Genomic DNA, 22,902 nt, shown 5'->3' on the forward strand with positions numbered 1-22,902 from the left:
GCCGGTTCAGGGGGCGGTAAGCGCCGGGCGCGCGCGGGCGCGGCGGGTGCGACACGCGCCGGGGCCGGTGCTTCCATGCGCCGGGGGCGGCGACGGTCCTCCGGAACCCCGGCGGGCGGGGTGGCAACGGCTCCGGAGGGCTCGAAAACTGATGTTTCGTCCGCAACGTTACGGCTGTGTGACCCCGCACCCTGTCCAACCGGCGCAAAGACCGCATAGGGTCGTCGGCGGCCGGAGCGCTGCCCGGGAAACCGCCCGGACTGCCTCGCCCGGCATGGAAGGGACAGGGGCCCGTGGTGCTGGCAGTGACCTCGGAGGAGCACGGCGGCTGGACGGTGCTCCGCGTGGCGGGGGAGATCGACCTCGTCTCCGGGGCCACGGTGCGCCTGCGCATCCACGAGGCGGTCGCGGAGGGCCGCCGCAAGCTGGTGCTGGACCTCGCCGAGGTGCGCTTCTGCGACTCCAGCGGGGTCGGGGTGCTGATCGCCGCCCGCCGGCTGATGCGCTCCTGCGCCGGTGAGCTGCGGCTGGTGATCCCCGGCCACCACCAGGACGGCCAGGAGAGCCGGGTGCAGCGGGTCTTCAACGCGCTTGGCGTGCGCCGGCTCTTCGACATCCACCCGGACCTCGCCTCGGCGGTGGCCACCGCACCGGCCCGGCACGGCGGCCCGAGCGCCGGGGGCGGCGAGGTACCGCTCTCGGCCTGATCCGCGGGCGGGTCCCGGCGCCTGGCCGGGTCCTGACATCCGGGCGGGTCCTGACACCCGATCGGGACCAGATGCCCGATCGGTGCCTGAAGCACGGTCGGGCCTGAAGCACGGTCGGGCCTGGGGCGCGGGCGGGGCCTGCTGCCGGTTCGGGCTGGGGGGACGGTCGGTTCGTTACCCTCGTCGGAGGGTCCACGAACCGTCCCGGGACCTGCGCGAGGGCAGTATGCACCGTCCCGTGCCGTGGCCGTCGGAATATGCCCGAAGCGCTTGCTGCTCGCCGTTCCGTCGGATCATTCTGGGGCGAACCGTGCCGAGGAGAGCGTATCGGCCCGCGACTACGGGTGGTGTGAGCGGTGCAGGTGCTTCAGGTGCAGACGGCGGTGCAGCCGGATCCGGCGGAGGTCGGCCGCGCCCGCAGATGGGTGAGGACGCGTTTGCGGGGCTGCGGCCTCGATCCGGACGCGCCGCTCGCGGAGACCCTGGTCCTGGTGGTCTCCGAGCTGGTGACCAACGCCGTGGTGCACACCGGCCGCGCGGCGGTGCTGCGGCTGCTCTTCCCGCTCGATCCGGCGCCCGAGGTGGTGGCGGTCCGGATCGAGGTCGCGGACGCCAGCGACGTCCCGCCGCAGCCCCGGCACGCGGAGGGCGACGCGGTGGGCGGCCGGGGCCTCGAACTGGTCGACTGCCTCTGTGACCGCTGGGGTTGGTACCCCGAGGGAGCGGGGAAGCGTGTCTGGTGCGAGATCGACCGGGAGCCGGCCGCCGGACCGGCCGTCCCGGCGCAGCAGCCCCGGGCCCTGGCGGTCTGACTCGCCCCGGGCGGCCCAGCGGGAGGAGGCCGGATGGACGTGGACGGCTTCGTCCTGCCGGACGGGGTCACCGCCGTCGACGGCGCGGTCGACCTGGAGCGCGGTGACGGCTGGGTGCAGCCCTGGCGGCTGCCGTACGCCGATCTGGAGCTGTACGACCCACTGCTGACCGTCGCCGCGCTGGGCCCGGCCGGCGTACGGCTGCGCTGCACCACCGACTCCCGCCATCTGGCGCTGGACGTCCGGCCGGTGGCGCCGCCCGACTTCGGTGACCCGGCGGCCGGGGCCGGCCCGCCCCCGTACGGCCTGGTGCTGGACGGCGTGCCGGTCCGCGAGGTGCCCGCCCCCGGGCGGCCGCTCACCGACGCCGTGGTCGACCTGCCCGACCTGCCGCCGGGTGAGAAGCAGGTCGAGATCTGGTTGCCGCCGCTGCCCGGCGTACGCATCCGCGCGCTGCGGGCGGTCGACGGCCGCCCGATCCGCCCGCCGGCGCCGGACCGGCGCCCCCGCTGGACCGTGTACGGCAGCAGCATCACCCAGGGCCACGGGGTGCCGCCGACCGGGAGTTGGCCGGCCGTCGCCGCCCGGCTGCTGGGGCTGCGGCCGACCAACCTCGGCTACAGCGGCTCCTGCCTGCTGGAACCGCTGGTCGCCCGGGTGGTCGCGGCGCTGCCCGCCGACCGGATCACCCTGGAGGTCGGCATCAATGTCCACAACTCGGCGGCGCTGCGGGCCCGCACCCTGGCCTCGGCGCTGCACGGCTTCCTGGCCGTGATCCGGGACCGGCGGCCGGCGGTGCCGGTCACGGTGGTCTCCCCGCTGTACGGCGGCGAGCTGCGCGAGACCAGCGCCGACAGCTGGTTCGAGGTGCCCGGCAGCGGCCCGCAGCGGGTCACCGGGGACATGACGCTGCCGCAGATACGGGAGGTGCTGGCGGGGGTGGTGGCGCTGCGGAGGCGGCGCGGGGACGCCGCACTGGCTTATTTGGACGGGTGCGGACTCCTCGCCGCCGAGGACGCCGCCGCCGGCCGGATGCCGGACGGTCTGCACCCCGACGCCGCAGGTCAGCGGCTGATCGGGCAGCGCTGGGCCGCGTACGCCGGTGCGCGGCGATAGACGCTTTCCGGCCAGCGTGCTGGGGTCATGATGTCTGATAAGCACGGCAACCCTTCCGAATTTCGGACAAGCCATTGACGCCACGTGTCGGCCTGATCACCCTTGGACGAAGGGGTCCGTTGCGAGGGGACGCCGAGGCGGCAACCCGGTGTCCAGCCCAGCCGGAGTCTCCTTGGCGAGTGCGGATTCACGCGGCACCGGCCAGGGCCCGGGTGTCGCGGTCGGGTGGCGGGCGCCGTGCCCCGCTGTGCGTACGGCGCGCCACCACCCGGTCGTGTCCCCGGTCGTGCTCCCGGTCGTATCGGCGGTCGTATCGGCGGGCGGGGCCCGGTCAGCGCCCACCGGCCGCGCCGGCGCGGAAGGTCCGCCGGTAGCCGCTCGGTGACACCCCCAGCAGCTCCCCCAGATGCTGGCGCAGCGACGCCGCCGTGCCGAAGCCCGCCTCCCGCGCCACCTGCTCGACCGTCAGGTCGGTGGACTCCAGCAGCAGCCGGGCCCGCTCGGTCCGCTGTAGCAGCAGCCACTGCACCGGGCTGGTGCCGACCTCCTCCCGGAAGCGCCGGGTGAAGGTCCGTACGCTCATCCCCGCCTGCGCCGCCCACACCCGCAGCCCCAGCGGCTCCGCCAGCCGGTCCAGCGCCCAGACCCGGGCGGCGGCGGTGGAGCCCCGCTCCCCGGTGCCGACCGGCGGCATCGGCAGCTCCATGTACTGCGCCTGGCCACCGTCCCGCCACGGCGGTACCACGCAGGTCCGGGCGACCCCGTTGGCCACCGTGCTGCCGTGGTCGCGCCGCACCAGGTGCAGGCAGAGGTCCACCCCGGCGGCCACCCCGCCGGAGGTGAGCAGGTCGCCGTCGTCGGTGAACAGCACATCCGGGTCGAGCCGCACCCGGGGGTAGAGCCGCCGGAACTGCTCGGTGTAGCGCCAGTGGGTGGTGGCCGGGCGGCCCGTCAGCAGCCCGGCGGCGGCCAGCACGAACGCGCCGGTGCAGATGGACACCAGCCGAGTGCCCGGCCTGACCCGGGCGAGGGCCGCCGCCACCGGCGGTGAGAGCCGGCCCTCGGTGAACCAGGGCCCGTCGTCGTACATGGCCGGGATGATCACCGTGTCGGCCGTCTCCAGCAGCTCGGGCCCGTGCGCCACCGAGATCCGGAAGTCGGCGCTGGTGGCGACCGGACCGCCGCTCACGGTGCAGGTCGCCACCTCGTACAGCGGGACGCCGTCCGGGGCGCGGGCGCTGCCCATGATCCGGGACGGGATGGACAGCTCGAAGGCGACCACCCCCTCCAGCGCCAGCACCGCCACCCGGTGCGGTCCTGCCATGGCCGCCCCCCTCTCTCCAGTCGGGCCGCTGGCCCGAACCTTGCGCAAGATGGCCATCGGGCCACTCGTTCCCAGCATGCACCCTGCGGACACTGGTCCGGTGAGCGCCCCGACCGATCTGACCGACCTGCCCGACGAGCCCAACGGCCAACCCCAGCAGCCCCCGCAGCCGCAGCAGCCGCAGCAGGCCCAAAAGCCCCAGCCGGCCCGAAAGCCGCAGCCCCGCCGCCCGCACTACGCCTGGGTCGTCGCCGGCGTGGCCCTGCTGGTGCTGGTCGGCGCGGCCGGCTTCCGCTCCACCCCCGGCCTGATGATGGAGTCGCTGCACCACGAGTTCGGCTGGTCGCACGGCCTCATCTCCAGCGCCGTCTCCGTCAACCTGGCCCTCTACGGGCTCACCGCGCCCTTCGCCGCCGCCCTGATGGACCGGTTCGGCATGCGGCTGGTCGTCACCAACGCGCTGCTGATGATCGCCGCCGGCAGCGGGCTGACCGTCTTCATGACGGCCGGCTGGCAACTGGTGCTCTGCTGGGGCGTGCTGGTGGGCCTCGGCAGCGGCAGCATGGCCGGCGCCTTCGCCACCACCGTCAGCGGCCGGTGGTTCAGCGCCCGCCAGGGGCTGGTCACCGGCGTCCTCACCGCGGGCGGCGCCGCCGGGAACCTGGTCTTCCTGCCGCTGCTCGCCTGGCTGGTCGAGCAGCACGGCTGGCGCTCCGCCGCCGTGGTCGTCTCGCTCTGCGCCACCGTGGTGGCCGTACCGGTCCTGCTGCTGATGCGCGAGCACCCCGCCGATGTCGGGCTGCTGCCGTACGGCGCCCAGACCGCGCCCCCGCCGCCCGCCGACAGCGGCGCCGCGCTGACCCGGGCGCTGCGGGTGCTCGCCGTCGCCGTCCGCACCCGCCCGTTCTGGCTGCTGGCCACCACCTTCGCCATCTGCGGCGCCACCACAGCCGGCCTGGTCGGCACCCACTTCGTCCCCGCCGCCCACGACCACGGCATGCCCGCCACCACGGCGGCGGGGCTGCTCTCGCTGGTCGGCGTCTTCGATGTGGTCGGCACCATCGCGTCCGGCTGGTTCACCGACCGTTTCGACTCCCGGTGGCTGCTCGTCACCTACTACGGGCTGCGCGGCGCCTCGCTGCTGCTGCTCCCCGGGCTGTTCGCGGGCAGCCTGCACCCCGGCATCCTCGCCTTCGTCATCTTCTACGGCCTGGACTGGGTCGCCACCGTGCCGCCCACCATCGCGCTGTGCCGCCAGTGGTTCGGCGCGGACGCCCCGGTGGTCTTCGGCTGGGTGCTCGCCTGCCACCAGATCGGCGCCGCCCTGGTCGCCTATGCCGCCGGTGTCGCCCGCGACCACCTGGGCGACTACGACGCCGCCTGGTACGCGGCCGGTGGACTCTGCGCCGTCGCGGTGCTGCTCTGCCTCGGACTGCGGCCCGCCCGCACCGCCGCCCCCGCCTGACGGCATCGCACCCCGGTCGACCACTGCCGTGCCCCGCGTCCCGTCGCGTCGGGTGGCCCCTCGACCGCGCGGGTGACGACTGGGGTGGGCCATGACGTCCTGGCAGCGATGGTGCGGGGTGGCCGTCGGTACGGCACTGGCGGAGCCGGGTCTCGGCTGCCTCCGGACCGCCCTGCAACTGTGGCAGTACCGGTTGCCCGACATCGGGCGGAGCGTGTGCGAGGGCTTCGGGTGGGTCACCGTGCTGCCGGAGCCGGAGCCGGAGCCGGAGCCGGAGCCGGCGGCCGCGCCGTGCGGCGGCGCGGCTCTCGGGAGGTGGGGACCGCCGCCGGGGCGGCCGTGCGGCTGCTGCTCTGCGTCCTCGCCGGCCGGGCCGTCGCGCAGTTGGTCCACCAGGTCCGCTCCACCCACTTCGGCGTGCCCACGCCGCCGACCGGCCGGTCCGAGGTCCTCGCGTACGCGGCGCAGGTGCTGCGGGCCGCCCGGCCGGCGGTCGCGGCCCTGCTCTGGGTGCTGCGCGACCGACGACCGGCGCCGACCCGATCGCCGCCGAACCGCCCGGCAGCTGGAGCGGCCCGGACGGCGCCGAGTCCGTCCTCTCCGCCACCGGCCGCCTCGACGCCCACCGCGCCCCGGCCGGCCTGCTCTCCGGCATCGGCGGGCCCGGCGGCAGCTGGGAGTTGCACCACGACGCCGAGGGCGTCCCGTACGCGGAGTTCGCCGTACCGGTGCCCGGTGGTGCGGCCGGTACGCGGTCCGGCTGCGGCTGGAGCCGCCGGGGGCGCACGGGCCGCAGTGGCGGCTCACCGCCGCGCCGGTCGAGGCCGGGGCCGTGCCGTACACGCTGACCCGCCGGGAGACGGCGGACGGGCAGCCGTCCGCCGGCGGGTTGACGGCCGTGGCGGGCGGCGGCGACGGCTACGCCGTGGAGCTGCTGGAACCGCCGCGCTGATTCCGCAGTGGCTCGGGACGACTGGGCGGGGCCACGAGTTGACCGACTGTAGCGGAAGTCCGATCTTTTGTTGCTTGGAGCGACCCCGGATTTGAACCTCCGCCCCCTGGTGTGCGTAGGCTCACCACGGCAACCCGCACCCCGGTACGGGGAGGGCCCCGATCTTTTGGGAGGATCGCAGCCATGTCCCGTTCCGAGCGCACCGCCGATCTGCCCGACCCGCAGCCCAAGCCCGGCCGCGGCGGGCGGCGGCGGCGCAGGCCGCGCCGGAGCCGCGCCCGGATCGCCACCGCCGGTACCGCCGCACTGCTGGTCGCCGCCGCCGGCGGCTGGTTGGCGTTCGGCCCGCAGGGCGCGCTCAGCAGCGTCGCGGCCTCCGCCACCGACCGCTCCGAGGACGGCACCGCGGCGGCCCGCGTCGACTCCGGGGCGCTGGATTCCGGCCACACCGGCTCACCGGCGGCCGACCGGGCCGACACCGACCGGGCGGGTGGTGACGGGTCAGCCGCCGGATCGGCCGCCACCGCCGGGGCCACCTCCGCCCGTACCGACGACACCGTCACCCGGCTGCCGGGGCTGAGCGCCGCCTTCCGGGCCAAGATCCCCGCCCGCAGCACCCAGGTGCTGCTGGTCACCGGCAAGGGCCGGAACTCCTCGCGGGCCACCGCCACCCTGTGGACCCGTACCGCCGACGGCCGCTGGAAGCCCGGCACCCCCTGGCCCGCCCACAACGCCCTCAAGGGCTGGACGGCCGACCACCACCTCGACGACCTGCGCAGCCCGATCGGCGTCTTCGGGCTCAGCGACGCCGGGGGCCTCAAGGCCGACCCGGGCTCCAAGCTCCCGTACCACCGGGACGCCAACTTCACCGTCAGCGGCCGGGGCTTCGAGGGCGACGACCTGGAGGGCTCGTTCGACTACGTGGTGGCCATCGACTACAACCGGGTGGCCGGCACCTCACCGCTGGACGGCAGCAAGCCGCTCGGCGCGGCCAAGGGCGGCGGCATCTGGGTGCACGTCGACCACGGCGGTCCCACCCACGCCTGCGTCTCGCTCGCCCAGCGCGACATGGTCACGCTGCTGCGCAGCCTGGACCCGGCCGCCCACCCGGTGATCGTCATGGGTGACCGGGCCTCACTGGCCGCCTGACCTGGTCCGTTGTCGGGGCCCTACAGCTTCCGCAGTCCGATCCTGTATCAGCGCGTCACACGCTGACCGGTGGGTAACCGGGTTGAGTGGTAGCCATGACCGGATCCCGGATCGTGGCCCTCGGCCACTATCAGCCGCCCAAGGTGCTGACCAACGACGACCTCTCCCGCCTGGTCGACACCGACGACGAGTGGATCCGCTCCCGGGTGGGCATCCGGACCCGGCACATCGCCGAGGACGAGACCCTGGTCGACCTCGCCGAGCAGGCCGCCCAGAAGGCACTGGCCAGCAGCGGCCTGGCACCCGACGGGATCGACCTGGTCGCGGTGGCCACCTGCACCGCCGTCGACCGCAGCCCCAGCACCGCCGCCTCGGTCGCGGCCCGGCTGGGCATCCCCTCCCCGGCGGCGTACGACATCAACACCGCCTGCTCCGGCTTCTCCTACGCGCTGGCCACCGCCGACCACGCGCTGCGGGCCGGTGCGGCCACCCGCGCACTGGTGATCGGCGCCGAGCGGATGTCGGACACGATCGACTGGACCGACCGCTCCACCTGCGTGATCTTCGGCGACGGCGCGGGCGCGGCGATCGTCGAGCGGGTCCCGGACGGCGGGCAGCCGGGCATCGGCCCGGTGGTGTGGGGCTCGGAGCCGGACAAGGGCGACGCGGTGGTGATCAGCGGCTGGGAGCCGAGGATCAGCCAGCAGGGCCAGACCGTCTTCCGCTGGGCGACCACCAAGCTGGCGCCGATCGCCAGGGAGGCGTGCGAGCGGGCCGGGGTGGCGCCGTCGGAGCTGGCCGGCTTTGTGGCGCACCAGGCCAATCTGCGCATCATCGACGCCATCGCCGCCAAGCTGGGCGCGCCGCAGGCCGTGATCGCCCGGGATGTCGTGGTGTCCGGCAACACCTCCGCCGCCTCCATCCCGCTGGCGCTCAGCAAGCTGGTGGAGCGCGGCGAGCTGGCCTCGGGCGCGCCGGTGCTGCTCTTCGGCTTCGGCGGCGGCCTCGCGTACGCCGGGCAGGTCGTCCGCTGCCCCTGAGCCCGGCCGGGTCAGGCCGGGGGCAGCTCATGGGACGGGACATGGGACGGGGCGGCCCCGGTGGTGCCGGGACCGCCCCGGTGCGAGCGCGCTTCGGACGTCCGGTGTACCTCCCCCGAGGCACGTCCGGTGTCCTCCGTCCGCCCCGGTCCGGACAGGAGACCGGGAGGATGCGCGCACGGTGGATGCGGTGCGGGGTCGTGCGGTGGTGCGGTCAGCCCTACTTCGGCGGCTTCTTGCCGGTCACCCCGAGGTAGACCAGCGACGTCAGATTGGGCTTGAGATCCTTGGCCTTGGCGCCCCAGGAGTCGAATGCCTTCTGGTGCTCGGCCGAGGCGGCCAGCAGGGTGATCAGTGATCCGGCGACGGCGCCGGCATTGGCCGACTTGTCGAACCGGTTCTTCGCCTGCATGTCCTTGAGGGTGTCGGTGAGCGGGCCGGCTACGGCGTTGAGGACCTTCATACGGATCTTGAAGAACCGCTTGTCCCCTTCTGCCGCACCCAGAGTGACCACGCGCAGGATGGCGTCGTTCTTGCGCCAGAAGCCGAGGAAGCCATCGACCAGCTCCTCTGCGGTGGTCCAGCCGGTCTTTCCCGCCCAGGATTTGTCGGCCACGAGCTCCTTGAGCCCGAGGCTGTCCTTGGCCATTTCTTCCGCGATCTCAAGGACAGCGCCCTCGACATCCGGGAAGTACTGGTAGAACGTTGCGGGGGAGGTACCCGCCATCCGGGCGACGTCGATGACCTTGACGTCCCGGTACGGCGACGTGCTGAGCATCTCGCGAAGGCAGTCGAGCAGCTTCTGCCGCGTCGCCTGCCCGCGTCGCCCGGCGACGCGACCGTCGACGGTGCGAACTTGTCCTGTCATGCCGTCAGTTTACCTGCGTAAGATCAGGGCGCGATTCGGCAATGTGACGAATACTCCGACCGGGGGTGGCGCAGCGGCGCCGGACGGTGTGTGGAAACACCGGTCATGCCCTGGTCAGAGTGCCGGAAGTTCCGTTACCGCCCGCTTTAGGACCGGCATCGGGACTTCAAGGGCGGAGCACTGACGGGCAATTCGGGGGGAAGCGGATCGGGCCGGTGGCCCCGCATTCGTCGGCGGCTTCCAATCCGGACCCCGGTCTGTAATGCAGTTGTGACTGCTCCGTTAGGGGCAATCAGCCTTTCGAGCGGCCGATCGGGGATCGCGGAGTCCGCCGGTTACACAGCGTGCGTCGGCAACCGGGTGGGGCGGCGAACCAGTGGGGCGCGTCGTACGTCAGTGTTCATGGCGGGACGGGTTCACGGCGGCACGGGTTCACGGCGGCACGGGTTCATGGCGGGACGGGTTCACGGCGGCACGGGTTCACGCCTGGACGTTCACGGCGGGATGCCCGAGTGCCCGCCCCGGCACGGGCGCCGCCGCACCGGGGACGCTGGTTGGCCGTCGGGCGGGTCGGCAATGGAGAATCGGACGACCCCCCGCGGTGGTGCACCGCGGGGCGGCGGAACGGGGAGGTGCGGAGGAGTGGACCAGCTGATGGTGCACGATCCGAGGCGGATCGGGCCCTTCGAGGTGCTGGGACGCCTCGGCGCGGGCGGTATGGGGCTCGTCTACCTGGCGCGGTCCGCGTCCGGGCGGCGGGTGGCCATCAAGACCGTGCGCGCCGAACTCGCCGAGGACGAGCTCTTCCGGGTCCGCTTCAGCCGCGAGATCTCCGCCGCCAAGACGGTCAGCGGGTTCTACACGGCGGCCGTGGTCGACGCCGACGCCGACGCGCCGGTTCCCTGGCTGGCCACCGCGTACGTCCCGGCGCCCTCGCTGGAGGACCTGGTCGGCGAGTGCGGGCCGCTGCCGGTGGAGGCGGTGCGCTGGCTGGTGGCGGGCATCGCGGAGGCGCTCCAGTCCATCCACGCCGCCGGGCTGGTCCACCGCGACCTCAAGCCGTCCAATGTGCTGGTGGTGGAGGACGGCCCCCGGGTCATCGACTTCGGCATCGCGGCCGGGGTCTCCAACACCCGGCTGACCATGACCAATGTGGCGGTCGGCACGCCCGCGTACATGTCGCCCGAGCAGGCCCGGGACAGCCGCAGCGTCACCGGGGCCAGCGATGTCTTCTCGCTGGGCTCGCTGCTGGTCTACACGGCCACCGGCCACCCGCCGTACCGGGGGGTGAGCCCGGTGGAGACGGTCTTCATGCTGCTGCGGGAGGAGCCCGACCTGTCCGGCCTGCCGGAGGAGCTGGCGCCGCTGGTCCGGGCCTGCATGCGGTCGGCGCCGGAGCGGCGGCCCACGCCGGCCGAGATCCAGGCCGAGCTGGCGCCGCACCTCTTCGCCCGGGGCGACACCGGCGGCGACGGGGACGCGGGGGAGTGGCTGCCGCAGGCGGGCATCGACCTGATCGAGCGCAAGCGCGGCCGGCGTCCGGCGCTGCCGGTCCCGCCGCCGCCCCGGCCGGCGATGCCGCAGCCCATGCCGCCGGTTCCCCAGCCGGTGTCGCCCCACCCGGTGTCGCCCCAGCCGGTGTCGCAGCCGATGTCGCAGCCGGCGGCGCCCCCCATGCCGCTGATGCCGCCCGCGCTACCCGTACCGGCGCCGGCTCCCGTACCCGCCCCCGCGCCCGTGTCGCCGGCCCGGCCGGGCAATCCGGACCCGAGGACGGCCGACCCGCGCACCGCCGCCCCCCGGCCCGACGACACCCCGGTCACCGAGCGGATGGTCCACGGGCCCCGGCACCGGGGCGGACCGGCCCCGGAGGAGGACGGCGAGGCCGTCCGGCTGGCCGGTGCCTCGGTGCGGATCGGCCCCGGCCCCCGGGCCGAGACCAGCGCCGTGCCGGCCCTCCCGCCCCCGCCCGCCACCGACTGGGTCCGCCCCCCGGCCGCCCCCGTCCAGCCCGCCCCCGTTCTCCCTGTCCCCGTCCAGCCCGTCCCCGTCCAGGCGGCCCCGGCACCCGCACCCGCCCCGGTCGCCCCCACCCCGCCCCCCGCGCCGCCCTGGCGGCCGTGGCGGTTCCGGATGTCCAATGACGTCTGGGGCACCCCGGTGGTCGCGGACGGCACCCTGTTCGTGTCCAGCTTCGAGGTGCACGCGCTGGACATCGCCACCGGCCAGCGCCGCTTCAAGACCCGTGGCGTGGCCTGGGCCACGGCGGTGGCCGACGGCCTGGTGCACGCCGCCGACGGTCTCAATCTGCACACCCTGGACGCGGTGGGCGGCGCCGAGCGCTGGCGGGTCGTGCTGGACGGCTGGGTCTACTCGCTGAGCGCCGCCGCCGGTACGGTCTGCGTCGGCACCCGGGGCGGCGGGGTGCAGGTCCGCTCGGCGGCGGACGGCACCGAGCTGTGGCGGGCCCGCGACGCCCAGCAGGACTACGAGACCACGCAGTCGGGTCCGGCGCTGGTCGGTGACTCCGTCTACTACTACGGCGGCGGCCGGCTGCGGGCGGCCGATCTGCGCACCGGCCGGCTCCGCTGGACCTTCGCGGTGGGCGAGGACGTCCCGGCCCGCCCGGTCGAGCGCGACGGCACCCTGTACGTCACCGCCGGGCCCCGGGTCTTCGCGCTGGACGCGGCCACCGGCACCGAACACTGGCGCTTCGAGGCGCCGGTGGTCCTCTTCACCCCGCCCGCGCTGGGCCCGGCCGACGGCGGTGGCACCGGCGGCACCAGGACCGCCCCCGGTGTGTATGTCGCCGACTACCTCGGCACCCTGTACGCGCTGGACGCCACCACCGGCCGCCCGCGCTGGCAGGGCCGCACCGCCAGCCGGCAGGGCGCGGAGCCGGTGGTGGTGACCGGCGGCTCGGCGCTGCTCGCCGGGGGCGAGACGCTGTTCGCCTTCGACACGGCGTCCGGCCGCGAGCTGTGGCGGTACGCGGCCCGGGGCGAGGTGGTCGGCTCCCCGGCGGTGGCCGGCGGCCTGGTGCACGTCGGCAGCCGCGACCAGTCGCTGCACACCCTGGACCTGGCCACCGGACGGCTGCGCTGGGAGCTGGGCACCAAGGGTGAGATCACCGGCTCCCCGGTGGCGGTCGACGGCCGGGTCTTCGTCGGCAGCAAGGACCGCTGCGTCTATGCGCTGGACTCGGTCTACGGCACCGCGATCCCCGGTGAACAGCGCTGAGGCCGCCGCCCCGCAGCGCGGTGCGGCGGCCCGGACGACAGCGGTCCAGAGGACAGCGGCCCAGGCGACAGCGGCCCAGGCGGCGCCGGGTCAGCCCGCCCGGCGGGCTCCCGGGTGGCGCGCGCACCAGCCGTCCCACGCGGAGGCCACCATCTCCTCGACGCCGTACCGGGCGCCCCAGCCCAGCTCCTTGCGGATCAGCTCGGCGGAGGCCACCACCCGGGCGGGGTCGCCGGCCCGCCGGGGGCCGACCTCGCCGGTGGTGTCGTACCCGGTCACCCGGCCGATCACATCGAGCATCTCCCGTACCGACACGCCCTCACCGCGCCCGATGTTGAGGGTCAGCGAGGTCTCGCCCGCCGGATCGGCGGTCAGCCGCTCCACCGCCGCGACATGGGCGGAGGCGATGTCGGAGACATGGATGTAGTCGCGGACGCAGGTGCCGTCCGGCGTCGGGTAGTCGGCGCCGAAGACCCGGGGAGCTTCGCCGGCCGTCAGCCGTTGGAAGACCATCGGGACCAGGTTGAGGACGCCGTCGTCGGAAAGCGCCGGATCGGCGGCACCCGCCACGTTGAAATAGCGAAGAGAGACTGTGGAGATTCCGTGTGCGACTCCGGCGGCCTTCACCAGCCATTCGCCCGCGAGTTTGGTTTCACCGTACGGACTCAGCGGAGCGCACGGTGTGGCCTCGGTCACCAGATCGACATCGGGCATGCCGTAGACCGCCGCCGAGGAGGAGAAGAGAAAGCGCCGGACCCCCGCCTCCGCAGTCGCCTCCAGCACCGTCTGGAGACCCTGGAGGTTCTCCCGGTAGTAGTGGAACGGCTGCTCCACCGACTCCCCGACCTGCTTCTTCGCCGCGGTGTGCAGCACGCCGGTCACCCCGTGCTCCCGCAGCGCGCGGTCCACCGCCGCCCGGTCGAGGACGGACCCCCGGATCAGCGGCACCCCCTCCGGCAGCCGTTCGGCCCGGCCCGAGCTGAGATCGTCGAAAACGGCCACCTGTCGGCCCGCTTCGAGCATGGCCTTTACCACATGTCCGCCGATGTATCCGGCTCCGCCGGTGATCAACCAGGTCATACCCGGATCATAGGGCCTGGGACTTTGCCTTTTATGGTGGCCTCATCCGGTACTCCCGAGGGCAGGCCCGATACGGTCCGTTATTATGGCCGGAGGATTAAACCGGTCAGAAGGAACATGCACGGCCCCGGTCGCCAGACTCGGCCGGTCCCGGATCCGGGCAGGGTGGACGGCAGTCGCTCGGCGTACGGCGGCGCGTCGGGCGCCCGCCTCGCCGAGCCGTGTAAGAGGGAGCAGGCGCGCATGTCGGGTGGCGAGCCGCGGGTCAGCGTCGTCGTGAGCGTCTTCAACGACGCGGCCCGGATCGCCGAGGCGGTGCACTCAGCGCTCGACCAGGGGGAAGCGGTCGGCGAGGTCCTGGTGGTGGACGACGCGTCGACCGACGCCACCCCCGGCATCCTCAGCCGCCTGGCGGCCGACCACCCCCGGCTCCGGGTGCTCACCCGCACCGTCAACAGCGGCGGCTGCGGCACCCCGCGCAACGAGGGCATCGCCGCCGCCGGCGAGCGCTATGTGATGCTGCTGGACAGCGACGACGTCCTGCCGCCCGGCGCCGCCCGCATCCTGCTCTCCGCCGCCGTCGAGCACCGCGCCGACGTGGTGGCCGGCGTCGCCGTCCGCCGCGAACTGCCCGCCCGCGCCGACACCGAGTGGCAGCGCGAGCTGTACCCGCCGGCCGGCTGCCCGCCGGTGCTGTACGCCGAGGGCATCGGCGCCCGCCCCGGCTTCCTGCGCGACACCCTCTCCGCCGGCAAGCTCTACGACCGCTCCTTCCTGGAGCGCAACGGCGTCCGGTTCGCCGACGGCGATGTGCACTACGAGGACTTCGTCTTCACCGCCATGGTGTACGCGGCCCGGCCGCGGCTGGTCGCCATCCCCGACGCCGTCTACACCTGGCACGTCCGGCGGGCGGCGGGCCGCCAGTCGATCTCGCTGCGCCGCGACGAGATCCGCAACTGGCGCGACCGGGTCGAGGCCCACGCCGAGACGGTCACCGTGCTGGAGAACTCCGGCGAGAAGTCGCTCGCCGCCGCCGCCGGCACCAAGTTCCTCGACTACGACCTGCGGATGTACGTTCGCGAGCTGGCCACCAGATCCGCCGCCTACCAGGCGGAGTGGTGGCACATCACCCGCGACCACCTGCGCGGCTTCGCCCCCTCCGTGCTGGCCGCCGCCCACCACGCCGCCCGCTGGATCAGCGCCGCGATCCTGGCCTCCGAGGAACCGGTCGAGGTCGCCCGGCTCACCGAACTGGCCGCCGGCCCCGCCCGGCTGGTGCCGCCCTACGCCGCCGACGAGCGGGGCCGGCCGCTGCTCGGCGGCGGCGCGGCGGCCATCCCGCTGGACGGCCTGGAGAAGCTCTCCCTGGGCCGGCTGCCGGTCGCGGTGGACGGCGCGGTGCGCATCGGCCGCCGCTGCGAGATCCGGCTGCGGTTGCACGAGCTGTACGGGCGGCTGGCGGCGGCCGGGCCGGTCTCGGTCTCGCTGGAACTGCGCTCCCGCTCCGGCGCCGCCCCCGTCGCGCTGCGCCACCCGGCACCGCTCGTCAACTCGGGCGACCGCTGGACCGCCGCTCTCAAGGTGGATGTCTTCGAGCTCGTCCGGGCGGGCCGCGCCGCCGCCCCGATGACCGCCTGGACGCTCTGGGCCAACATCCGCTTCGCGGGCGGCCGCACCCTGGTCACCGCCGTCCGCGCCCCCGGCGTCGGCTCCCGACGTTCCTTCGCCTATCGCCCGCCGACCGCGTTTGCCCTGGTCCAGGCGTACGCCACCAGCTCCGGCGGCCTGGCACTGCGGATCGCGGGCGGCCTCTCCGGCGTCCGCGAGGTGGCCGCCGGCCGGATCAGCCGACTGCTGGCGAGGCTCCAGCACTGACCATTACCACGGCCGGCCGGGACACGCACGCAGTGTCACGCCGCCACTGCGGTCGCGTGGCACGATGAAACGGAGCGGGCGGCTGCCGTGAGAAGAGACCTCGCGCGGACGGCTGCCGCCTCCCGCAGAACTGCCGAGAAGGAATCCTCCCGATGTCTCCCACCCAGGTAGCCCCGGAAGCCTCCGAGGCAGCCGCGCCGCCGCCGGACGTCAGCGTCGTCGTGATCGTGTACAACGACGCCGCGCGGCTGCCCAGGGCGGTGCACTCGGTGCTGGGGCAGTCGCTGCGCAACACCGAGATCCTGATCGTGGACGACTGCAGCCAGGACGGCAGCCACGAGGTGGCCCAGCGGCTCGCCGCGCTCCACCCCGGCCGGGTCCGCGCGCTGCGGCTGGCGGAGAACAGCGGCGGCTGCGGGGCGCCGCGCAACCACGGGGTGGCCCAGGCACGCGGCCGGTACGTGATGTTCCTGGACAGCGACGACGAGCTGGACCCGCACGCCTGCCGCAACATGTTCGAGGCGGGCGAGCGCTTCGGCGCCGAGCTGGTCTCCGGGCTCAGCGTCCGCCGTCACCTGGACAACCGGCACGGCAAGACCGTCGAGTGGTACCCCTGGCTCTACAGCCGCACCCGGGCGCTGGACTCCATCGAGGAGCTGCCCGACCTGATGGTCTGGGACACCCTCTCCACCAACAAGTGCTACCGCCGGGACTTCCTGCTCCGCGCCGGGCTGGAGTTCCCGGTCGGCATCCTCTACGAGGACCTGCTCTTCTCCGCTCGGGCGTACCTGGCCGCCGACCGCATCGCGCTCATCCCCAACCGGGTCTACTGGTGGAACGTGGTGTCGAAGACCGACACCAAGTCGCTCAGCAACCGCCGCCATGAGATCTCCAACTTCACCGACCGGCTGGAGATCCACCGCCGGATCGACCGGCTGCTCGCGGAGCGCGGACTGACCGAGCTGCGGGTCCGCAAGGACGCGAAGTTCCTCAAGCACGACCTGGTGCTCCACCTGCGCGACCTGCCGTTCCTGCCGGTGGAGTTCCAGCACGAGTTCGCCGGGCACGCCAGGGAGTACCTGGACAGCCTCTCCCCGGCGGCATACGAGCAGGTCCCGCATATCCAGCGGATCTGCGCCTATCTGCTCGCCCACGACGACTGGGCCAATCTGCTCCCGGCCATCGACACCCTGATCAACCGGGACAAGCTCTCCGCGCCGCTCGTCGAGCACCAGGGCCGCGTCCACTGGTGCGCCGAGCACCTGGACGACCCCGAGGGCCGCCGGGTGCTGGACGTCACCGAGGCCGGCTACCACGGCAAGCCGCTGGAGAAGCTGTTCCTGCGCAACCGGCTCACCGGCTACCGGCCGACCCCGGAGGGGCTGCGGCTCACCGGCCGGATCGTCAACCCGCTGGGCCTGGTCGCGCCGGGGGCCAAGCTGACCGCCCGGCTGGACCTCACCGCCCGCCGCCGCAGCCTGCAATCCTTCTCCTTCCCGGTGGGGACGGTACGGCACGAGGGCGCCGAGATCGCCTGGGAGGCCACCGCCGACCTCGCCCGGCGGCTGCGCCCGCTCGGCATCATCGACAACGTCTGGGACATCCGGCTGGTGCTCACCGCCGACGGCCACCGCACCACCACCCGGATCACGGTCGGAGACCACTGCCTGGAGGACGCCGACAGCCTCCCGGTCCGGCCACGGCTCACCCGGCTGGTCGCGGACCGGCTGGAGCCCGCCGTGACCGCCCGTGGCCACCTGGCCTTCCAACTGGCCGCCGAGAGCCCGGCCACCCGCCGCACCGCCGAACTGCTGGACCGCACCCTGCGCGGCGACACCGGCACCCTCGCCCGGAGCGCCGCCCGCCGCGCCAAGTCGGGCCTGCGCAAGGCCCGCAAGCTGCGCCGCAGCCTGGACGACGGCCGGGTGAAGACCAGGGCCTACCACCGGCTGCTGCTGAAGCTCCCGGTGATCAAGGGCCAGGTCGTCTTCGAGAGCCACCTCGGCAAGCAGTACAGCGACAGCCCCCGGGCGATCTACGAGGAGCTGCGCCGCCGGGGCGTCCCGATCAAGCCGGTCTGGGTGTACGCCGACAGCCCGGCGGGCTTTCCCGCCGACGCGCAGCTGGTCAAGCGCTGGTCCTGGCCGTATCTGCGGGCGCTGGCCCAGGCGGAGTTCTGGATCGACAACCAGGGCTTCCCGCTGAGGCTGAGCAAGCGCCCGGAGACCACCTACATCCAGACCTGGCACGGCTCGGCGCTGAAGAAGATGGGCTTCGACCTGCCCGTCTACAAGAAGATGGGCCGGGCGGCGCAGCAGGACTACCAGCGGGCGCTGGACCGCTTCGACCACTTCCTGATCCGGGGGGAGCACGACGTCCGCACCCTGGCGCGGGCCTACCGGATCGGGGAGGAGCGGCTGCTGCGGATCGGCTACCCCCGCAATGACGTCCTGCTGAACGCCCCGGTCCGTGACGAGGCGCTGATGAAGCGGCTGGGCATCGACCCGGACCGGCCGGTGCTGCTGTACGCGCCGACCTTCCGGGCCAACGCCGCCGGGCAGGTGCGCGGCTTCGAGCCGCCCTTCGACCTTGAGGACTTCGTGGCGCGCTTCGGGGACCGCTACACCCTGCTGGTGCGCTGCCACTACCTCAACTCGGTGGTGCTGCCGCCGTCGGTGGCCGGCAAGGTCATCGACGTCTCGGCCGTGCCCGATGTGACGCCGCTCTATGTGCTGGCGGACGCGCTGATCACCGACTACTCCTCGGTGATGTTCGACTATGCGCTGCTGGACCGGCCGATGCTGTTCTTCGCCCACGACCTGGAGGAGTACAGCCAGGACGCCCGGGGCACCTACTTCGACCTGGAGCTGAAGGCGCCCGGCCCGGTGCTCCGGGACGCCGAGTCGCTGTACGCGGCCCTGGACGACCTGGAGGGCGTGGGCGCGCGCTTCGCGGACGACCGGCGCCGCTTCGTCAAGGAGTTCGGCGAGTACGACCAGGGCGACGCCGCCGCGAAGATCGCCGACAGGTTCTTCGGACCGAACGGGAGCAGTCGATGACCCACGTTGCCACCGCCCCGGCGGCCGAGCGGGCGACCGCCGTGCGCACCCGCGACATCTTCATCGTCTCCAACAGCGTGGACGAGATGGGCGGGGTGTCCAGCTGGGCGCACCGGATGGGCGGGCTGCTCGCGGAGCGCGGCCACCGGCTGCACCTGATCGGCGTGGTACCGGTGCCGGAGGACATCCGGCAGGCCCGCGACGCGCAGGCGCCGTACGACACCACCACCCTCTACCGGGAGCACCCGCCGCAGCCGTGGACGCCGCGCCGCCCCTGGCAGCGGCTCAATGTGGCGGCCAGGCTGCGGCAGGCCGCCAGGGAGGCGGCGGCGCAGGCGGCCGCCGACCGGCTGACCGAGCTGTTCCGGGCGGCCGGGCCGGGCGCCGTGGTGATCGTCACCCAGGTGTGGGCGATGGAGTGGGTGGCCAGGGCCGATCTGACCGGGCTGCGGGTGATCGGGATGAGCCATGAGTCCTTCGGCACCTGCCAGGCGTCCTCCCGGTTCGCCCGGGTGAAGCGCTACTACGGGGGCGTGGACCGGCTGGTCGTGCTGACCCCGGAGGACGCCGACCGCTGGATCAGGGAGGGGCTCAACAGCACCTCCAGCATCCCCAACCCGCTGCCCTTCGAGACCGCGCAGCCCTCGCCGCGTACCGCGAAGACTGTGCTGAGCATCGGCCGGCTGTCCGAGGAGAAGGGCTACGACCTGCTGCTCGACGCCTGGGCCGAGGCGTCCCAGGGCCGCGCGGAGTGGACGCTGCGCATCCACGGCGGCGGTCCGGACGAGGAGCAGCTGCGCCGGCAGTGCACCGCACTGGGGTTGGACGGCTCGGTGGAGTTCGCCGGGCCGACCGACGATGTGCCCGGGGCGCTGGCCCGTGCGTCGGTGTTCGCGCTGGCCTCCCGGGGGGAGGGCTTCCCGCTGTCGCTGATGGAGGCGATGGAGTGCGGCGTCCCCTGTGTGGCGTTCGACTGCGCGCCGGGGGTGCGGGAGATCGTGCGGCACGGCGAGGACGGGCTGCTGGCGCCGGTGGGCCACACCAGCGCGCTGGCCCGGCAGCTCGGCAGGCTGATGGACGATCAGGAGCTGCGGGACGCCATGGGGGAGCGGGCCAGGGCGAACATCGCCCGGTACGCGCCGGAGGCGGTGCTGGGCCGCTGGGAGGACCTGTTCACGCTGCTGGAGCGGTGAGGTCGGCGGTCAGCCGACGTCGACGTGGCGTGGCTCGGAGCGCGCCGGGCCGGTCCACTTGCTGCCGGCGAAGGTCCACTGGTACCAGCCGGACCGGGTCAGCTCGACGGTGGCGGTCACCTGGCCCAGGCTGTTGGTGACCCGGGTGCTGACGGCCGTCCAGGTGTCGCCGCCGTCCGGCCGGAACATCAGCCGTACCTGGTCGTCCGGGCTGCCGTGGTACTCCCCGTTGTCCCACCAGGCCCGGGAGAGCCAGCCCTGGATCTCGGCCCGCGCCCCGGCCTTGCCGTGCGTGGGCACGTTGTAGCCCCGCAGCCGGCTCTCCCGCTTGAGCGAGAAGCCGCCGAGGTCGGCGTTGCGGAGGTGGTCGCCGTCGTTCGCGGTGACCTGGGCGTCCACGTACCAGCTGCCCGCCTCGTCGTTCCACACCTGGTGCCGCGAGGTGTCCACCGTGGCGACGCCGGTGCAGGTGGAGGTGGTGGCGGAGAGCTTCTCGCAGGTCGCCGGGGAGACCTTGAGGATGCCGTACTTGGGTCCCCACACCCCGATCGGGCCGACCGACCTGATCCCGGAGTCGTCGGTGGCGGTGATCGCCACCGGGAAGGTCACCGGGCCGCCGACGCCGAGCACCACCGTCCTGCCGTCGTTCACCACCACCGAGGTGATCCGGGTGTCGCCCTGCGAGGCGCTGGTGGCGATCGACGGCAGTGCGGCGGCAGCGGTGGCTAGTCCGGCGACGACGAGGATGACGGCTGGTCTTCTGCGCATGGTCTTCTCAGTATCTCCCGGAGGGAAGGGCCCGGTGTCTCCCGGGGGGAGGGGGCGTCGTGTTGCGGGTCGGGTGCCGCCAGCGGGGCCGGCAGCCGGACCCGGACCAGCCGCTCGCCGTGCGGACCGGTGGCCACGGTGGCGTACAGCGGGTCGGCCGGGACGGGTCCCTCGTCGGGGGACTTGATGATCCAGCCGACGTGGTAGCGGAGCAGGATCGCCTTGCCGCAGCCGGCCGGGGTGTCGCGGTCGAAGAAGGCGTAGGTGTCCCGCCGGCGCTGCTGCTCGTCCGGCAGGAAGGGGTCCGGGTAGGCCGGGGCCACCGTGTACGCGCCCAGCGCGGGGATCATCCGCAGTGCGTAGTAGTCCCGGGTGAGCACGGTCTCGCCGGGGTGGACGTACGGGGCGGCCCAGGAGTCGTCGCCCCAGGCCGGGATGCGGTCCACCTCCGCTCGGGCGAACGCGGCCTCATGGCCGGGCAGCAGATAGCCCGCCACCCCCAGCTGGGTCCAGGCACCGACCGCGAGCGCGGTGGCCACGACGGCACCGGCCGCCCGCCGCCACCGGCCGGCCGCCAGGCCGGTGACCTCGACCGCCAGGGCCAGCTGGGCTGGCAGCATCACCGCGGGCCAGACCCGGCCCCATGACCAGTGGCCGGTGAGGCCGCCCGCCGTGAACACGGCGGCGCCGAGCAGTGGCAGCAGCACCAGCGGGTCGCGCAGCCGGTGGCGGCGGGCCCGCGCGACCAGGGCGGGCAGCGCCAGCAGCGCCAGGCCGTAGCGGGGCAGCAGGTCGCGGTAGAGGTTGCGGTGGATGGACTCCAGGTCGCCGACGGAGAGCAGCTTCCAGAAGTCGTAGTACGGCCAGGCGGCGAGCAGCGCCGCCAGGACGGCCACCGCGACCGCCAGCCGGAGCAGCGCGCGGGCCGACCGGCTGCTCGGTGCCGCCATGACCACGGCGGCGGCGCCGAGCAGCCCGACCGCCCCGGTGAACTGGTGCACCAGCAGCACCAGCGCGCCCAGCGCGCCCAGTGCCAGGGTGGGCAGCGGCCGCCAGCCGGCGCGGGCCTCGCGTTGCAGCCAGGCCCACAGGTGGAGGGCCAGGCCGAGCGCCAGGGTGCTGGGGTAGCAGAGGGTGAGGGTCAGCGAGGTCAGCTCGACCCAGCCGCTCCAGGTGAACACCTGCCAGCCCCAGAGCAGCACCACCAGCGGCAGGGCCAGCACCGGCGCCCAGCGCTGCTCGGTGAGCGTACGGACGAACCGGTACACGCCGCTGACCAGCAGCGTGCAGCCGGTGATCGCCGCCAGCGACAGCACGCCGCGCGGGGGCAGCCCGGTCAGCCGCCGGACCGCCGCGAGCAGCAGCATCCAGGGGGAGTAGTACGGGCTGGGGGTGTTCTCGCGGACCAGCGGGTTGCCCGGGTCGGTGAGGTGGGCGGCTAATCGCCCGATGACGGCGGTGTGCAGACCCTGGTCCCCGGCCCAGGGCAGCCGCAGGCAGAGCGGCACCAGGGCCAGCAGGAACAGCACGGCCAGCGCGGTCTGCGGTCCGGGTGGCCGGACGGCCGTCGGCCGCCTCGGTCCGGGTGCGGCGGGCGCGGCGGGTGTGCCCGAGGCGGACGGCGGCTGTGTGGGCGTCGGCTGGGTGGGCGCCGGGTGGGTGGGCGCCGGGTGGGTTGACGCCGGGTGGGTGGGGGCCGTCCGTTTCATGCGTCGGCCGTCTGACTGGTCATGATGCCCCGTTTCATCAGGCCAGGTCCGACTTATCCACCCGGCCTGGCAGCAGGCTACCCAGGTGTCCCCCGGTGCCTCGCCGCTTGGCGATGACTGACCGCAGTGAGTCGGTGTGGATGCTGTGGAGGATCGCAGGAGACGTCAAAAGCGGGCGATACCGTTCTGATTCGGTCAGCCGCTGGAGGTGCCCCACCACGCTGTGCCCCGAAGCCCGCGGCACGCCGGGCCGGCCCCGACCCGCCGGCCGTGCCGCCACCGCCGACCGCAGCGGGCCTCCGGCGGCCTTCGTTCGAGGGCGATCCCTTGTGATACAAGAGGAAGTTCGGATGCGCCGGAAGGCGACCCGGACCGGCGGGAGAACGATCTGGACGGGTCTGCAACGGCCATTAGTATGAAGACTAGGTAAACCCGGCGTGTGGGCTGAGGGGCGCCCGCGTGCGCCTCCGGCGGGCAACTGGATGCGAAACCGGAGCGCGGATCGGGGCAACCTTTTCCCAGAGGCCGTTGTCTTAGGGGCGTTG

At 73.9% G+C, this 22,902-nt stretch carries 15 protein-coding genes; 10 read left to right on the forward strand and 5 right to left on the reverse strand.

Features of this window, described 5'->3' with window-relative positions; all coding sequences use genetic code 11:
- The first annotated feature begins 293 nt into the window (after positions 1-293).
- The 3 genes from ACIQGZ_RS13185 to ACIQGZ_RS13195 all read left to right on the forward strand — a co-directional run bounded on the left by ACIQGZ_RS13185 (position 294) and on the right by ACIQGZ_RS13195 (position 2,635).
- A complete protein-coding gene (locus tag ACIQGZ_RS13185; protein ID WP_402601524.1) occupies positions 294-707 on the forward strand; it encodes an STAS domain-containing protein in 414 nt (137 codons plus the stop codon).
- Between the two features lie 356 nt (positions 708-1,063).
- Positions 1,064-1,519, forward strand: coding sequence for an ATP-binding protein (locus ACIQGZ_RS13190; RefSeq protein WP_402601525.1), 456 nt, complete (start codon positions 1,064-1,066; stop codon positions 1,517-1,519).
- A gap of 33 nt (positions 1,520-1,552) precedes the next feature.
- Positions 1,553-2,635: a GDSL-type esterase/lipase family protein gene (locus tag ACIQGZ_RS13195; protein WP_402601526.1), complete on the forward strand. Its 1,083-nt coding sequence runs from the start codon at positions 1,553-1,555 to the stop codon at positions 2,633-2,635.
- 331 nt (positions 2,636-2,966) lie between these two features.
- On the opposite strand, the gene ACIQGZ_RS13200 is transcribed toward ACIQGZ_RS13195, so the two are convergent.
- Positions 2,967-3,959 (reverse strand): GlxA family transcriptional regulator, encoded by a 993-nt coding sequence (locus ACIQGZ_RS13200; RefSeq protein WP_402601527.1) that lies wholly within the window; start codon positions 3,957-3,959, stop codon positions 2,967-2,969.
- Positions 3,960-4,008: 49 nt separating this feature from the next.
- Here ACIQGZ_RS13200 and ACIQGZ_RS13205 point away from each other — a divergent pair, with 49 nt between their 5' ends.
- The 3 genes from ACIQGZ_RS13205 (at position 4,009) to ACIQGZ_RS13215 (ending at position 8,565) form a co-directional block, all read left to right on the forward strand.
- A complete protein-coding gene (locus ACIQGZ_RS13205; RefSeq protein ID WP_402601529.1) occupies positions 4,009-5,424 on the forward strand; it encodes an MFS transporter in 1,416 nt (471 codons plus the stop codon).
- A gap of 1,135 nt (positions 5,425-6,559) precedes the next feature.
- Positions 6,560-7,525: a hypothetical protein gene (locus ACIQGZ_RS13210; protein ID WP_402601531.1), complete on the forward strand. Its 966-nt coding sequence runs from the start codon at positions 6,560-6,562 to the stop codon at positions 7,523-7,525.
- 95 nt (positions 7,526-7,620) lie between these two features.
- Positions 7,621-8,565, forward strand: coding sequence for a beta-ketoacyl-ACP synthase III (locus ACIQGZ_RS13215; RefSeq protein ID WP_402601533.1), 945 nt, complete (start codon positions 7,621-7,623; stop codon positions 8,563-8,565).
- A gap of 220 nt (positions 8,566-8,785) precedes the next feature.
- Here the strand turns inward: ACIQGZ_RS13215 and ACIQGZ_RS13220 are convergent, their stop codons facing one another.
- A complete protein-coding gene (locus ACIQGZ_RS13220; protein ID WP_402601534.1) occupies positions 8,786-9,433 on the reverse strand; it encodes a TetR family transcriptional regulator in 648 nt (215 codons plus the stop codon).
- A gap of 642 nt (positions 9,434-10,075) precedes the next feature.
- On the opposite strand from ACIQGZ_RS13220, the gene ACIQGZ_RS13225 reads away from it, so the two are divergent.
- Positions 10,076-12,673, forward strand: a complete 2,598-nt coding sequence (locus tag ACIQGZ_RS13225) for a PQQ-binding-like beta-propeller repeat protein (protein WP_402601536.1) — start codon at positions 10,076-10,078, stop codon at positions 12,671-12,673.
- Positions 12,674-12,763: 90 nt separating this feature from the next.
- Here ACIQGZ_RS13225 and galE read toward each other — a convergent pair whose 3' ends face one another.
- A complete protein-coding gene (gene galE, locus ACIQGZ_RS13230; RefSeq protein ID WP_402601538.1) occupies positions 12,764-13,753 on the reverse strand; it encodes a UDP-glucose 4-epimerase GalE in 990 nt (329 codons plus the stop codon).
- Positions 13,754-13,996: 243 nt separating this feature from the next.
- Here galE and ACIQGZ_RS13235 point away from each other — a divergent pair, with 243 nt between their 5' ends.
- From ACIQGZ_RS13235 to ACIQGZ_RS13245, 3 genes are all read left to right on the forward strand, one after another.
- On the forward strand, positions 13,997-15,628 hold the full coding sequence (locus ACIQGZ_RS13235) for a glycosyltransferase (RefSeq protein ID WP_402601540.1): 1,632 nt from the start codon (positions 13,997-13,999) through the stop codon (positions 15,626-15,628).
- Positions 15,629-15,780: 152 nt separating this feature from the next.
- Complete coding sequence (locus tag ACIQGZ_RS13240; protein WP_402601542.1) at positions 15,781-18,687, forward strand: CDP-glycerol glycerophosphotransferase family protein; 2,907 nt, start codon at positions 15,781-15,783, stop codon at positions 18,685-18,687.
- The gene (locus tag ACIQGZ_RS13245) at positions 18,684-19,880 is read left to right on the forward strand and encodes a glycosyltransferase (RefSeq protein ID WP_402601544.1); all 1,197 of its coding nucleotides are present in this window, start codon (positions 18,684-18,686) and stop codon (positions 19,878-19,880) included. The genes ACIQGZ_RS13240 and ACIQGZ_RS13245 overlap by 4 nt, the downstream gene beginning before the upstream one ends.
- Positions 19,881-19,889: 9 nt before the next feature.
- Here ACIQGZ_RS13245 and ACIQGZ_RS13250 read toward each other — a convergent pair whose 3' ends face one another.
- Together ACIQGZ_RS13250 and ACIQGZ_RS13255 are read right to left on the reverse strand one after the other, a co-directional pair.
- Positions 19,890-20,648 carry a calcium-binding protein gene (locus ACIQGZ_RS13250; protein WP_402601545.1) on the reverse strand — a complete coding sequence of 253 codons (759 nt, stop codon included), beginning with the start codon at positions 20,646-20,648 and terminating at the stop codon, positions 19,890-19,892.
- Complete coding sequence (locus tag ACIQGZ_RS13255) at positions 20,606-22,357, reverse strand: hypothetical protein (RefSeq protein WP_402601547.1); 1,752 nt, start codon at positions 22,355-22,357, stop codon at positions 20,606-20,608. Before ACIQGZ_RS13255 ends, ACIQGZ_RS13250 begins: the two co-directional genes overlap by 43 nt.
- Positions 22,358-22,902 lie beyond the last annotated feature (545 nt).

The sequence above is a fragment of the Streptomyces sp. NPDC092296 genome (assembly GCF_044755465.1).
Taxonomy (GTDB): Bacteria; Actinomycetota; Actinomycetes; order Streptomycetales; family Streptomycetaceae; genus Peterkaempfera.